The 14,244-nt window shown below is 49.9% G+C and carries 17 protein-coding genes; all 17 read left to right on the forward strand.

The window, feature by feature from the left end; genetic code table 11:
- Positions 1-176 precede the first annotated feature (176 nt).
- The 17 genes from IEX98_RS04150 to aroH all read left to right on the forward strand — a co-directional run bounded on the left by IEX98_RS04150 (position 177) and on the right by aroH (position 13,895).
- On the forward strand, positions 177-1,286 hold the full coding sequence (locus tag IEX98_RS04150; protein ID WP_188887629.1) for a sugar ABC transporter substrate-binding protein: 1,110 nt from the start codon (positions 177-179) through the stop codon (positions 1,284-1,286).
- Between the two features lie 39 nt (positions 1,287-1,325).
- Positions 1,326-2,840, forward strand: a complete 1,515-nt coding sequence (locus IEX98_RS04155) for a sugar ABC transporter ATP-binding protein (RefSeq protein ID WP_188887630.1) — start codon at positions 1,326-1,328, stop codon at positions 2,838-2,840.
- Complete coding sequence (locus IEX98_RS04160; RefSeq protein ID WP_374705312.1) at positions 2,840-3,826, forward strand: ABC transporter permease; 987 nt, start codon at positions 2,840-2,842, stop codon at positions 3,824-3,826. The genes IEX98_RS04155 and IEX98_RS04160 overlap by 1 nt, the downstream gene beginning before the upstream one ends.
- 167 nt (positions 3,827-3,993) lie before the next feature.
- Entirely contained in the window at positions 3,994-4,269 is a 276-nt protein-coding gene (locus IEX98_RS04165) for an HU family DNA-binding protein (RefSeq protein WP_042162571.1), read from the forward strand.
- Positions 4,270-4,519: 250 nt separating this feature from the next.
- A complete protein-coding gene (gene mtrB, locus IEX98_RS04170) occupies positions 4,520-4,759 on the forward strand; it encodes a trp RNA-binding attenuation protein MtrB (RefSeq protein ID WP_188887631.1) in 240 nt (79 codons plus the stop codon).
- 215 nt (positions 4,760-4,974) lie between these two features.
- Complete coding sequence (locus tag IEX98_RS04175; protein WP_188887632.1) at positions 4,975-5,556, forward strand: hypothetical protein; 582 nt, start codon at positions 4,975-4,977, stop codon at positions 5,554-5,556.
- Between the two features lie 190 nt (positions 5,557-5,746).
- Positions 5,747-6,616 carry a heptaprenyl diphosphate synthase component 1 gene (locus IEX98_RS04180; RefSeq protein ID WP_188887633.1) on the forward strand — a complete coding sequence of 290 codons (870 nt, stop codon included), beginning with the start codon at positions 5,747-5,749 and terminating at the stop codon, positions 6,614-6,616.
- 15 nt (positions 6,617-6,631) lie between these two features.
- On the forward strand, positions 6,632-7,342 hold the full coding sequence (locus IEX98_RS04185; protein ID WP_188887634.1) for a demethylmenaquinone methyltransferase: 711 nt from the start codon (positions 6,632-6,634) through the stop codon (positions 7,340-7,342).
- Positions 7,343-7,344: 2 nt separating this feature from the next.
- Entirely contained in the window at positions 7,345-8,220 is an 876-nt protein-coding gene (locus IEX98_RS04190; RefSeq protein ID WP_188887635.1) for a UbiA-like polyprenyltransferase, read from the forward strand.
- A gap of 65 nt (positions 8,221-8,285) precedes the next feature.
- A complete protein-coding gene (locus IEX98_RS04195; RefSeq protein WP_374705321.1) occupies positions 8,286-8,882 on the forward strand; it encodes a UbiX family flavin prenyltransferase in 597 nt (198 codons plus the stop codon).
- Complete coding sequence (locus IEX98_RS04200) at positions 8,833-9,711, forward strand: menaquinone biosynthetic enzyme MqnA/MqnD family protein (protein WP_229691954.1); 879 nt, start codon at positions 8,833-8,835, stop codon at positions 9,709-9,711. The genes IEX98_RS04195 and IEX98_RS04200 overlap by 50 nt, the downstream gene beginning before the upstream one ends.
- Before the next feature lie 8 nt (positions 9,712-9,719).
- Positions 9,720-10,694 carry a polyprenyl synthetase family protein gene (locus IEX98_RS04205; protein WP_188887638.1) on the forward strand — a complete coding sequence of 325 codons (975 nt, stop codon included), beginning with the start codon at positions 9,720-9,722 and terminating at the stop codon, positions 10,692-10,694.
- A gap of 23 nt (positions 10,695-10,717) precedes the next feature.
- Positions 10,718-11,161, forward strand: coding sequence for a nucleoside-diphosphate kinase (ndk, locus tag IEX98_RS04210; RefSeq protein WP_188887639.1), 444 nt, complete (start codon positions 10,718-10,720; stop codon positions 11,159-11,161).
- A gap of 48 nt (positions 11,162-11,209) precedes the next feature.
- Positions 11,210-11,992: a CheR family methyltransferase gene (locus IEX98_RS04215; RefSeq protein ID WP_188887640.1), complete on the forward strand. Its 783-nt coding sequence runs from the start codon at positions 11,210-11,212 to the stop codon at positions 11,990-11,992.
- Between the two features lie 71 nt (positions 11,993-12,063).
- On the forward strand, positions 12,064-12,246 hold the full coding sequence (locus IEX98_RS04220; RefSeq protein WP_188887641.1) for a hypothetical protein: 183 nt from the start codon (positions 12,064-12,066) through the stop codon (positions 12,244-12,246).
- 180 nt (positions 12,247-12,426) lie between these two features.
- Positions 12,427-13,521, forward strand: a complete 1,095-nt coding sequence (aroB, locus tag IEX98_RS04225; protein WP_188887642.1) for a 3-dehydroquinate synthase — start codon at positions 12,427-12,429, stop codon at positions 13,519-13,521.
- Positions 13,522-13,526: 5 nt separating this feature from the next.
- Positions 13,527-13,895, forward strand: coding sequence for a chorismate mutase (gene aroH / locus IEX98_RS04230; protein WP_188887643.1), 369 nt, complete (start codon positions 13,527-13,529; stop codon positions 13,893-13,895).
- Positions 13,896-14,244: the final 349 nt, after the last annotated feature.

Raw genomic sequence — 14,244 nt, forward strand, 5'->3', positions numbered from 1 at the left:
GAGTTGTATAACGACTCACATCGGTTTTATAATGACATATGTTGCTGAGATTCGCTATTATTCGACATCATATTTATGATATCCTGAAATTCCGATTGACATAGTAGGATAAAATGATATGATAGCAAAAGAATAGCAATTTATTACTAGGTAAATAGTAGGGGAGAGAGAGTTTAATGAAGAAACAGAGTAAAGTTTATTTAACGGTTCTGCTTGCAGCGATGCTGTTGGTCTTGGCAGCTTGCGGCGCGAAACCGGCCAACGAAGGAAATAACAAGCCAGCGGCTACAGATCCAGCAGTAACGGAGCCGGCAGCGAACAATAATGATATCTCTGCATTGAAAGGCAAGAAGGTTGCACTCGTTATGCAATTTAATACAGGCACGTTCTCTTCGCAATATGTAGAAGGCGTGAAGGATCAAGTGGAGAAGTTCGGCGGCAAAGTAACGGTATTTGCTTCGGATAATGATCTGGGTAAAATGGCTTCCAATCTGGATGCAGCAGTCAACCAAGGCTTTGACGGCATTCTGATTGACCATGGACAAGCATCTGCGCTGGAAGCAGGCGTTAAAAATGCGATTGCCAAAGGCATCTCTGTTGTTGTCTTTGATGCTGACGTGAAAGTTGAAGGCGTACCTGTGCTGCAGCAGGATGATAAGAAAATGGCAGAGCTTACGCTGGAGCAGCTTGCTAAAGATGCTGGCGGCAAAGGAAGTATCGTAAAGGTATGGGTTGCAGGATTTGCGCCAATGGAACGCCGTCAAGTGGCTTATAAAGAATTCCAAAGCAAATATCCGGAAATCAAGGAAATCGTAGCGTTTGGCAATGCGAACAATCCTGCCATCGATACGCAAGCCCAAATGGAGGCTGTGCTGAAGCAATATCCGAACAAAGGCGACATTACGGCAGTATGGACTGCATGGGATGAATTTGCAAAAGGTGCTTCCCGCGCTATTCAGCAAGCAGGCAGAACCGAAATTAAAGTATACGGCATTGATATGAGCGATGAGGATCTGCAAATGATTCAAGATCCGGCGAGCCCATGGGTAGCATCGGCAGCAGTAGATCCGAAAGATATCGGCCGCATTCAGGTGCGTACACTGTATAAAGAATTCAAAGGCGAAGAGAATGAGCCGGTTATCGTTCTGAATCCGGTCTATGTTCAACGCGACGCTTTGCCGACAGAGAAAGTTAACACGACACAGCTGGCACAGTATATCGAAGGCTGGGGCAGCAGCGAGCAAGGCTACGAAGATTGGATGAAAGAGCTGGAAGGCGCGAAGTAAACCCGGCTAACGGGACGTTGGAGAGGTGCGGCTGACGAAATGAGTACATCGAAGCAATTGCAAATGAAGGGGATCCGGAAAGCTTTTTCCGGTGTCCCCGCCCTCCGCGGCGTTGATTTTACAGTACAAGGCGGCGAGGTACATGCGCTGCTTGGCGCTAACGGAGCGGGCAAAAGCACGTTGATGAAAATATTGTCCGGAGCTTACACGCAAGATGAAGGAGCCATCATTATTGATGGTTTGCAAGCTAATATTGCTTCGCCTGGGGATGCCAAAAAATTGGGCATCCATTGTGTTTATCAGGAGGTAGATACCGCTCTTGTTGCGGAGCTTAGCGTTGCAGAAAATGTCATGCTTGACCGTATCTCGGCGAAAGGCAGCCGGTTATGGATCAATTGGGGCAAGCTGGAGAAAGAAGCGGAAGCGACGCTTGCAAGATTAGGTGCTTCTATTCCGGTGCGCAAGAAGGCAGGCGAGCTGAGTTTAGCTGAAAAACAGCTGGTGCTTATTGCCCGATTGTTGACGGAGCAAGCGAAATACGTGATTTTTGATGAGCCGACCGCCCCTTTGAGTCTGGATGAAGCGGAGCGGTTGTTTCACGTCATTGAGCAGTTGAAGGGGGAAGGAATCGGCATTGTGTTCATCTCTCACCGCCTGCCGGAAGTGTTCCGGATTTGCGATCGGATTACGGTCATGCGGGATGGCGAACGGGTGTTCACGGAGCCGACTGCCGACACGAATGTAGATGAAGTTGTCCATGCGATGCTGGGCCGTGTATTTGAGGAGGAGTATCCGAAATCGGATGCCCCAATCGGTGACATTTTGCTTCAGGTGGATGGACTTGCTAGAGGCAGAAGCGTGCGCAACGTCAGCTTTGAGGCACGAAGCGGCGAAATCGTAGCGATTGTCGGTTTAGTAGGTGCGGGAAAAACGGAGCTGTCGCGTCTTCTGTTTGGCGCTGACCAATCGGATTACGGAACGGTGAAGGTGTCGGGCCGTGAAGTTAGAACGAAGGAGCCTGCGGATGCAATTCAAGGCGGCATTGCGCTAGTGCCCGAAGAACGGAGAACGCAAGGTATTTTGGTAGGCGATTCGGTACAGCATAATTTAAGCTTGCCGCTGCTCAACGCCTTTTCCCGATTCGGCTTTATGTCAGGCAAGAAGGAATCGAATAACGCGCATGCGGTTATCGGCAAGCTGGGCATTAAAACCTCTTCGCCCCAGCAGCAGACCGCTTTCCTTAGCGGCGGGAATCAGCAAAAAGTGTCCATCGGCAAATGGCTGCCGACAGACGCGTCTGTCTATTTGTTCGACGAACCTACTAAAGGTGTCGACATCGGTGCGAAAAGCGATATATTCCGCATTATCGGCCAATTAGCGGAGCAAGGTAAAGCAATCGTCTATTTAACATGCGAATTTACCGAAGCGATCGGCATAGCCGACCGGATATTGGTCATGTGCGACGGGGCGCTGGTGAAACAATTTATGCGCGGCGAAGCGACGCAACAGCAGCTGCTGCTGCATGCCAGCGGCGGCAAGGGGGAGCAAGTATAATGGATAAGGCATTGCATTTTATTTTTAAATACGGGTCGCTGATCGTGATCGGCCTCGTCATCTTATTTTTCTCGCTATGGGACAAGCACTTTTTTACCTATGCGAACATATCGGACATCTTGCGTTCGATTTCGATCGTTACGTTTGTGGCAATCGGAGTAACGTTTTCTTTAACGGTTGACGGCTTCGACTTGTCGGTTGGGTCCACGGTGTCACTGACGACCGTTCTAACGGCTGCCATGATGGTGTGGTATCAGCAGCCGGTCGTATTCGTCATCCTGGTTGCGCTCGCTTCCGGCGCCGTTGTAGGGCTTCTCAACGCGCTGCTGATTGTGCGTGTTCGAATTCCGGACCTATTGGCTACACTCGCTGTCATGTATATTGTCGCGGGAATTCACAAGACGTATACGAAAGGCTACTCGATCTACAATAATATGCCGATGCCTGACGGTTCGACGGCGCCAGGCACCTTCGACCCTGCATTTCTATGGCTTGGTCAAGGCAAGCTGCTTGGGGTGCCGGTACCGGTTATTCTCATGATTGTTGCAGTAGCAGCCGTACATCTTTTTTTCAAATATACGAAATGGGGACGGCAAATGCATACGACGGGCGGAAATGAAGAGGCGGCCCGGTTGTCTGGCATTCGAGTTCGGCGCATCCGTACGTTTGCCTATATCGCTTCCGGCGTTTTTGCAGCAATTGGCGGGATTTTGTATGCGGCCCGGGTAGGTACCGGACAAATTGACGCAGGTGCTCCAATGATGATGGAGGCGGTTGCTGCGGTATTCGTCGGGTACTCTGTATTTGGCGCAGGCAAGCCGAATGTAATCGGTACTTTCTTCGGAGCTATTCTGATCGGCGTTCTCTTAAACGGAATGACGATGATGAAAGTGCAATACTACGCGAATGACATCGTGAAAGGAACGGTGCTCGTTCTAGCGCTTGCGGTTACCTTTATCCATCTGAACAGACGGCGAAACGGATAGCCCTTTCTACTGCAAATCAAATGAAAACAGCGGAATCCGATTAAGCTACTTGAAATTGCGAATCGGCTGTATTACTATAAGTTTGTTCAAGAAAGGTATATTTTTGAAGTTTTCAGTTAATAAGAGGGATAAGATGACTCTTTATTGTCTATTAGGGAGGTGATACAATGAACAAAACTGATTTGATCGCCAAAGTGGCTGAACTGTCCGATCTCTCGAAGAAAGATGCGACTAAAGCAGTTGACGCCGTATTCGACGCTATTTCCGATGCGCTGCAAAGCGGTGATAAGGTACAACTGGTAGGCTTCGGGAACTTTGAGGTTCGCGAGCGCCAAGCCCGTAAAGGCCGCAACCCGCAAACCGGCGAAGAGATTGATATCGCGGCAAGCAAAATGCCTGCATTCAAACCGGGTAAATCTCTTAAGGATCTCGTTTCCAATTAAGCATAAACTAGCAAGCTAGAAAGCGTCCGGACCTACTGTTCGGGCGCTTTCGCTGTCTGGAGCCGCTGCTTAGCGCTCCTTTACAAGTAGATAGCTCCCTCTTATAATAAATAAAGCATTGTTGTTGCATGTACATACAAGTTTTACTTCGTAAAACAAAGCGTATGCTTACGAAGCAAGTTTTGCTTCGCAAAACAAAGCGTAGGCTTTCGAAGCAAGTTTTGCTTCGCAAAACTTTAGGAGGAACCAGATGGAAACCAATTCTAACGCGAATAACAATCACGGCGAATACATCGTGATCAAAGCGAAAGACCATGGCGTACAAGTCATCGGCCTGACGCGTGGACAAGATACAAAATTCCATCATACCGAAAAGCTGGACAAAAATGAAATTATGATTGCCCAGTTTACGAATCATACCTCGGCGATAAAAATTCGCGGCAAAGCGATTGTAATGACGAAGTACGGTACGATGGAGACCGATCAGTAAGATGAGCCGGCTCCCTTTCTGCGAATAGGCGGAAAGGGAGCTTTTTCGTCGGCAGCCAGCTTGCGCACGGCAGAAACATTCCCTTTATACCTTGCCTGTCTTGTATTAACAGGCATAGCCTGGCTCATTTGTTTGTAGAATGGGGTATGAGGTAATAGCGGATCGTCCAAACTTGAAGTACAAAGCGGATGTATCCCGCAAGGGAGGGAACGGCGATGAACATGAGGATGGCAAAGCCCTATTTGGCAGGCTTGCTTGCAGCGCTGGCAGTTACACTCGTATTGGCCTGGCTGCCCCATTTACATAAAGAAACGGGCAGGGACGTGTCGGTTTTTCATCCGACTCCTGCTACGAAGCTAACAAACAGCAATCTCGTGGATGCCATGGTAGGCCTGCAGCTTTCCGGGCAATTGGCAAAGGTAGAATGGAATCATGCGATCTTGTCGGTTGAAATGAAATTGTCGGATGACGCTGGACAAAGCCAGCGTTGGGCGGAAGATATGGAGAAGCTGATCCGCCTTTCTTTTCTGCAGATGGACAATGTCAGCCGTATTTTGCTTCGATACGTAGAAGGCAATGACCAGAACACATCTCGTTTGCTGTTCGCTATAGATGTCAGACGAGGCGACAACTGGCTGCTGGACGAAATCGACAAATTGAGTCAAGCTGATCCCATTCATGACGAACGCTGGAGAGAACGGCTCCGTATCAGCTTTACATCAGCATGGGAGCAGCGCTTTGGGCCTGCCGACAGCTATACTGCCGTACCGCTCAAGAAGCAAGGGGCAGCGGAGTAGCGGACGGCAGCTTTGCTTTGCTCGCAATCGTATGCTCATTTCTAAAGTTGTGCTATAATAGTTTAGATTATTAAGCGGACGTTTCGGTTTTCAATACGTGCTGCAGGGAATATTAACATTTTATTATCGGAGATAAGAAACAACTTTGCCGCAAAAGGCGGCATAATGTTAGGCTTGGGAGGCTTACCCCATGATACCAAATCGTATCCATGAAATCGCGAAGAAATATGTCGAATACGACATGATTCAAGCGCATACGGAATTGCCGGCTTTTCCCGATTTGCGGGTGCGATTGCTTTTCGCAATTTTGAATCAACAAAGTCCGCCGGTCGCCCAAAGCGAGTTGTATGCCTTGGTCGTATCGCTTGTCCAGCTTGGTATGGACACCCATGATCTGATCGATCTTGAAACGAATAAACGATCGGAGAGCGAAATGCGTTCGAGGCAGCTGAAAGTGCTGGCTGGCGATTATTTCAGCTCGCAGTTTTACCGCTTGCTTGCACAGGCTGGGCAGACGGATATGATTGCTGCCATTAGCGCTGCAGTATGCGAAGTGAACCGAATGAAAATGAAATTATACTTAATGATGAGCCGGCTGGATTTGACGGCAGAAGATTATTTTACTTGGATGGCTGGTATGAAAAGCAAGCTGTTCGAGGTGTTTGCGGGCAAGATGGCAGGTCAGGCTTCGAGCCATTGGCCGGTGTTGCTCCAAGGGATGTGCCGATGCGAGGTAGCTCTTGACGAAATGGAAAGATGCGAGTCGCCTACCCGGTTTTATCAAAGCTGGGCTTATTGGCATGTCTTGGAGAACGGCACGGAAGAGGAGCGTCAAGCGCTTGAGCAGCAGGATTACGAGCCGGCGTTTCTTTCTAATCTTCTGAAAAAATACGAGTTTCGAGTCAAGCTCGGCGCGCTGCTGCAGGAAGCTGCTGATGAAGTTGAAGCAGCGGCAGCGGGGCTGGATGCGGACATGCTTGTGCAAGAACTCCTCCTGACACTGGAGTCGCACACGGGCAGATTGGCGGGAGCGGTTCCCGCCCTTAACGAAACAAGATGAGGGGACGAGAAAGCGATGGAAGCAGATTCCAAACAGCATGTACATGCGGTATTTGAAAGCATTGCACCGAAATATGATTTGATGAATGATTTGTTAAGTATGCGCAGACATAAGGCGTGGCGCAAATTCACGATGAAAAAGATGAATGTGCAGCCCGGCCAGACAGCGCTGGATCTTTGCTGCGGAACATGCGATTGGACGATTGCACTGGCTAAGGCAAGCGGAAGCGGCCAAATTACCGGATTGGATTTCAGCCAAAACATGCTGGATGTCGGTGCAGCCAAAATCAAGGAGGAGAATCTCGAACGCCAGATCAAGCTCGTTCAAGGCAATGCGATGGAGCTTCCCTTCGAGGATAATTCATTCGATTATGTTACGATCGGCTTCGGTCTCCGGAATGTGCCCAATTACTTGCAAGTGCTTAAGGAAATGGAACGTGTCGTAAAGCCAGGCGGTCAAGTCGTATGTCTCGAATTGTCCAAGCCCGGCTGGCAGCCGTTCAAAGCGGTTTATTATTTGTATTTTCAGCAGATTCTTCCCTTGCTCGGCAAGCTCGTAGCCAAGCGGTTCAAAGAATATAAATGGCTTCCGGATTCTTTAAAGCAATTTCTCGACTTGAAGCAGCTAAGCGAACTGTTCCAAAAAGCAGGACTGCATAACGTAAAAGCATACGCCTTGTTTGGCGGTGTCGCCGCGCTGCACATCGGCAAAAAGGAGAATAACTAGCAATGATCCGCAAAATTCGCATTATTTTGGAAATGATCAAGTTTGAACATACTGTATTTGCTTTGCCGTTTGCCTTTATGGGCGCTATTCTGGGAGCGGTTGTGATGGAAGGCCATCTGCCATCATGGGCGCAAATCGGCTGGGTTACCCTCGCAATGTTTGGTGCACGCAGCGCTGCCATGTGCTTGAATCGGTTGATCGATAAAGCGATTGATCTGCGTAATCCACGGACAGCTTCTCGTGCGCTGCCTGCCGGATTGCTAAAGTCGGCGGAGGTGCTGCTGTTTACGATTGTATCCTTCGCCATGCTATTCATCGCAACAGCCAATCTGGCTCCAATTGCCATGAAGCTGATGCCCATTGCAGTCGTATTGCTTGTCCTGTATTCCTATACGAAAAGATTTACTTGGCTTTGCCATGTGGTGCTGGGTTTAACGATTGGTCTCTCACCGCTTGGCGCATGGGTGGCTGTAACTGGTGAATTCCATCTGGCGGCTTGGCTGCTTTATATAGCTGTTGCCTTATGGATCGCCGGCTTTGACATCGTGTATGCAACGCAAGATTTCGAATATGACCGCAATGCGGGGCTGCATTCGATTCCTGCCAAATTCGGCATTGCCGGTGCATTGTGGATTGCGCGTTCCTTCCATCTCGTAACCGCCATTTGCTTTATCGCGCTGTTTTGGACGACAGGTTTAAGCTGGGCGTATTTGGCGGGAACGATTATCTCCATTGCGATTTTGTTTTATCAGCATTGGCTTGTTCGTCCAAATGATTTGTCCCGTGTTCAAATCGCCTTCTTCGGGATGAACGGGACGTTAAGCGTCTTGCTGTTTCTGTTTGCCATTGCAGATTTGGTGGTGCTGCATCAATGGTAGATACAGCGGCGAAGAAAAAAAGATGGGTCGTTGGCATTACCGGTGCGAGCGGGGCCATCTATGGCATTCGATTGATCGAAGAGTTAATTAACGCCTCCTATATCGTCCATCTTGTCGTTACCGAAGCCGGCTGGCGGGTGCTTAAGGAAGAGCTGGGCTGGGAAACCTCACGCAGACAAGCAGCGCTTGAGCTTCGTTTTGCCGAAGAAATGGCTTCCGGCCAGCTTGTATTCCATCCGAACGCCGACATTGGCGCGACGATTGCCAGCGGCTCTTATCGCGTGGAGGGGATGGTCATTATCCCTTGCTCGATGGGCTCGCTCGCCACGCTTGCGAACGGGATATCGGATGATTTGCTGGCTAGGGCTGCTGACGTGATGCTGAAGGAAGGGCGTCCGCTGTTGCTTGTGCCGCGCGAAACGCCGCTTCATGCCATTCATTTGGAAAATATGCTGAAGCTGTCGCGACTTGGCGTTCGCATCATTCCGGCGATGCCGGCTTTCTATTATAAGCCGCAATCGATGGAGGAAATGGTCAATTTTCTAGTCGGCAAAGTGCTGGATAGCATGAACATTGAGCATTCGTTGTATAGAAGATGGGGAGATGAACAGCTTGAACAGCAAGAGCACGCGGAACGAAACGGTAAACTTAGGGAATCATAAGGAAACACTGACGGTAGGAAGAATCGATTACGCTAATGCATGGCCGCTGTTTCATCATCTGACAGCCCCAAACATGGAGATCGTTTCGAGAGTGCCATCGGTGCTGAACCGTCTGCTGCAGGAGGGCGACATTCAGGTGTCGGCCATTTCCTCTTTTTCATATGGAGTCAATGCGGACAAGTACTTGCTGCTGCCGCATCTGTCTGTAGGTTCCGAAGGCAAAGTCAATTCGATTTATTTGTTCCTCAAGGAACCGATTGAGAAGGTGCAGCCGAAGCGAATTGCGGTGAGTACGACCTCTGCGACCTCCGTCAATCTGCTCAAAATCATTATGACGAAGCACTTCGGCTTGGAACCGGAATATGAAGCCGCCGAACCGGTGCTGGAGGATATGCTGGAGCATGCGGATGCTGCTCTTTTGATTGGCGATCCTGCCATTCATGCTTCCTGGGAGCAAAATGGTTTGCACCGCATTGATCTAGGCGAGCTTTGGAATGAATGGACCGGTCTTGCGATGACGTTCGCTGTCGTTGCAGTCCGTAAAGAAGCGGCCGAAGCGGCCCCAGAAGCGCTCGCTGCGATTTATAAGGCGTTTCTCGCCGGCAAGCGGCAAAGCCTGGCTGACTTGCAGCCGTTGATCGATAAAGCCTGTGCTGAATTGGGCGGCGATGCTGCCTACTGGCATATGTATTTTACAAGTCTCCAGTACGATTTTGGACCAAAGCAGCAAGAGGGTTTGACTTTATATTTCCGATACGCGAAAGAGCTTGGGCTGCTGGAGCATGATGTTGAGTTAAGGTTTTATCAGTATGATCAATCTGCCGAATAGGTGAACGCATGAAACTACTAGACATTTTTGCAAAATTAAAAGGGGATATTAACCAAATTGAGCGGGAGCTTGAGCGGAGCGTCACGTTTGACGACGAGCTGCTGAGCGAAGCATCGCTTCATTTGCTTAAAGCAGGCGGGAAGCGGCTTCGTCCCGTATTTGTGCTGCTTTCCGGCAAGTTTGGGCATTATAACCTTGACGTTCTGAAAAAAATAGCGGTACCGCTTGAACTTATACATATGTCTTCTCTCGTGCATGATGACGTGATCGATGATGCCGCTACCAGACGCGGCCAGCAGACGGTAAAGTCGAAGTGGGACAACCGGGTGGCCATGTATACGGGCGATTATATTTTTGGCAAGGCGCTGACGATTGCAACGGAGCTTAACAATCCGTTTATTCATCAGATGCTGTCCAAGGCGCTCGTACAGATGAGCATTGGGGAAATGGAGCAAATTCGCGATTTCTTCAATACGAAGCAATCCATTCGCAACTATTTGCTGCGTATCCGGCGCAAGACGGCGCTTCTGATCGCAATCAGCTGTCAGTTGGGCGCCGCCGCCGCGGATGCGGACCGGCAGACGGTGAACCGGTTGTACCGGTATGGCTACAACGTCGGTATGGCGTATCAGATTCGCGACGATTTGCTTGATTTGTTCGGAACGGAAAAGCAAATCGGCAAACCGCCGGGATCGGATATCCGTCAAGGCAATATTACGCTGCCTGTCATTCTAGCACTCAAGGACGATAACGTCCGCGATCCGCTGCTGAAGGAAATCGATAACATTATGAAATCCAATGGCACGGCGGACACCTCGGCTGCGATCAAAATGATCAAAGCAAGCAGCGGTATTGAGCTCGCAGACAGGCTCGCTAACCGCTATATCGAAAAAGCGCTGCATGCCTTGGAGGGATTGCCTAGTATCGGGGCGAAAAAGAACTTAATCGATATCGCGTATTTTACGGGTAAACGAAATTACTGATAAATAGAGAGGGATGGATGACGATGGAAAGAACTTTTCTGATGATTAAACCGGATGGCGTACAACGCGGATTGATCGGCGAAATCGTAGGCCGATTCGAGCGCAAAGGGCTGAAGCTGGTCGCTGCAAAGTTTATGCAGGTCGACCGCGAGCTGGCAGCCAAACATTATGCCGAGCATGAAGGCAAGCCGTTTTATCCGCCTCTGATTGATTTCATTACCTCGGGTCCCGTATTTGCAATGGTATGGGAAGGCGACAACGTCATTGCCTTGACGAGAGCGCTAATTGGCAAGACGAATGGCGTAGACGCTGCGCCGGGTACGATCCGTTCGGATTATGCCGTTCATACGAACTTGAATCTGATTCATGGCTCCGATTCGCCGGAGAGCGCCGAGCTTGAGATCAGCAACTATTTTGCGCCAAATGAACTCGTTAGCTACGAGCAGACGATTCAACGCTGGGTTTGATCCGCGCCTCGAAAGCCAAAGGCATTATCTACATAACAGGAGGCGGCTATGACCGAGGATCGCGACTTTTCTTTGTTTATTCAACGCATGAAGGATAAGACGAAAATCGATTTGGCTCAATATAAAGAAGCGCAGATGAAGCGCAGGCTGACAACGCTGCGAATGAAGCATGGTTACGATACGTTCGAGCAGTATTGGGCGGCCATCGAGCAAAACCGTACACTGCTGCATGAATTTCTCGATCGGATGACGATTAACGTTTCTGAATTTTGGCGAAACCCGAACCGGTGGGAAGTGCTGCAAAACCGCTTTTTGCCCGAGATGCTGAAGTCTGGCGGACGCTTGAAGATTTGGAGTGCCGCTTGCTCGACAGGGGAGGAGCCGTACACGCTCGCTATGATCTTAGCGGAGATGGGCGTGCTCAACCGGGTTTCGATCGATGCGACAGATCTGGATGCCATCGTGCTTCAGAAGGCGATGGAAGGGATATATCTGGAGCGTTCGCTGCGGGATGTTCCAGCCGCCATGCGGCAAAAGTATTTCAAGTCCGACGAAGGAGCTTTTGCCATCGCGGAGCAATTGAAGCAAGGCATTCGCTTCAAGCAGCAAAACTTGCTGCATGACACGTTTGATGAATCCTTCGACCTTATCGTATGCCGGAACGTTATGATCTATTTTACCGAAGAAGCCAAGCACTTATTGTATCATAAATTCGCCAAAGCGCTTCGTCCTGGCGGCCTGCTCTTCGTGGGCAGTACGGAGCAGATTTTCTCGCCGGCGCAATACGGATTTGAAACGGCAGATACGTTCTTTTACCGCCGATTGCCTTAATGATGTATACCGTTTTCCATCTTCTCCTATACTAATGACAATGGACATGTTTAAAGAACGGGAGGATAAGGATGGATAAGCGGAAAGTGATTCACGCATACCGGAGCGGTTACATATCAATTCAGGAATGCGCGCAAATCATCGGACTGGACAGCCGTCAAATGCCCGGACTCATGAGCGGCATGCCGGCAACTGATGAGCAAGCGGGCAGAAGAAAGATTCCGGTAACGGGAGCCACAGGAGCCACCAGCTAGAGAAGCAGCTCGGGAGTTCTGGAGCGGATTAGGCGGGATGCGATGCATCCCGTTTTTTTATGGGGAAAAAGGGTCTGATACTCAAGCCGCGTATGGGCGCGGCGATTGTCAAACCGGCAGTGCTGTACTATAATGAGCAAAGATGTTTAGGCTTTTTACAAGCAATGGGAGAGATAAATTATGAGAGAATTAATGGTTGATTTAGGCGAACGCTCTTATCCGATTTATATTGGCGAAGGTCTTCTTCCGGAGGCTTCCTCCTATTTCTTGAAGCACGGAATCAGTACGAAATCTCCACTGTTGATCGTGACGGACAGTGAAGTTGCCTCCCGTCATTTGAGCACGCTGGAGAACAGCTTGCGCAGTGGCGGCTTCACGGTTGCCAGCGCAATCGTAGATTCGGGCGAAAGCTCCAAATCGTTGGCCGTACTAGAGAAGCTGGTAACGAAGGCGCTGGAAGCGGGGCTGGACCGCAAGTCGACGATCGTCGCGCTTGGCGGCGGTGTTGTCGGCGACTTGGCGGGCTTCGTCGCTGCGTCCTATATGCGCGGTGTGAAATTCGTTCAAGTACCGACGACAATTCTTGCGCATGACAGCAGTGTCGGCGGCAAGGTAGCGGTCAATCATCCGCTGGCGAAAAATATTATCGGCGCTTTCCATCAGCCGGAGCTGGTGCTGTATGATCTGAATACGCTTCAGACGCTTCCGCCAAGAGAAGTGAAAGCGGGGCTGTCCGAGGTCGTAAAGCATGGGCTGATCTGGGATGCAGAATTCGCGCAATGGTGCGAGGATCACGCGGAGAAGCTTCTTGCGCTTGATCCGGATTCACTCGGATATGCGCTCTATAAAGGCTGCAGCGTTAAGGCAGCCGTCGTTTCGCAGGATGAGCGGGAGAATGATCTTCGCGCTATACTTAATCTCGGCCATACGATTGGACATGCGCTGGAGGCCGTTGCCGGCTACGGCGAGCTGCTGCACGGCGAAGCGATCTCCATTGGAATGATCGGCTCCGCGAGACTGGGACTGCGCTATGGAGCTCCTGAGGAAGTCTATACGACAACGAAGCGGGTATTGTCCAAATGCGGTTTGCCGGTGAAGCTGCCGGAGCACTTCGATGTCGATGCGATTATGGATGCGATGATGCATGACAAGAAATTCAGCGAGAAAACGATGGTATTCGTCGTGCCTACAGCGATTGGGACGGTCGAGATCAAGAAAGACGTACCGACCGATTGGGTCCGGGAAATTGTCGAGCAATTGAAACTGGAGGCGTAAACGAGATGAATGTCAGAGGAATTCGCGGCGCGATTACGGTTGATGTCAATGAGAAGCAGCCGATTTTACAAGCGACGATTGAACTATTGAACGGAATTGTGAAAGAAAACGGGATTTTGCCCGAAGATATTTGCAGCGTGATGATTACGGTTACTCATGATCTGGACGCTGCTTTCCCGGCGGCTGCAATTCGTCAGCTTAGCGATTGGGAACTCGTGCCGCTTATGTGCGCACTGGAAGTGCCGGTAAAGGGAAGTCTGGAGCGTTGTATCCGGTTTCTGCTTCACGTTAACACCGACAAGACACAGGCCGAAATCAAGCATGTATATCTCGGCGGCGCGCAGGTGCTCCGTCCCGATTTGTCCAAAACATAAAGTTGACGCAGCGCCGTCACTTATTGTATAGTGAAATCAGTTAAGAAGAGTGTAGATTAGGTTTTATAGTGAAGAGTGAGCGAGCAGGTTTTTAGTTGAGTAGAGTCGAGCAGAGTAGAGTTGAGCGTAGTTGAGAAGAGAGTGAGCTCCTTGGGGAAGGTTTGTTTTGCCTTGTACCCCGATGCAGCTTTATTCCTTATTCACTTGCCTTCCATTTCGGCGTACTTATTTCAACTAATCAAGCCCCTGCTGCTGCAGGGGCTTTTCTTATGTCTCTCCCGCAACGCTCGTTGTTGTTCCACCCATCCCACAACGAAAAAAGGTTATGCTTTTGCATGGCAGGCGTCTG

The sequence above is a fragment of the Paenibacillus radicis (ex Gao et al. 2016) genome (assembly GCF_014641555.1).
In the GTDB taxonomy this organism is placed as follows: Bacteria; Bacillota; Bacilli; order Paenibacillales; family Paenibacillaceae; genus Pristimantibacillus; species Pristimantibacillus radicis.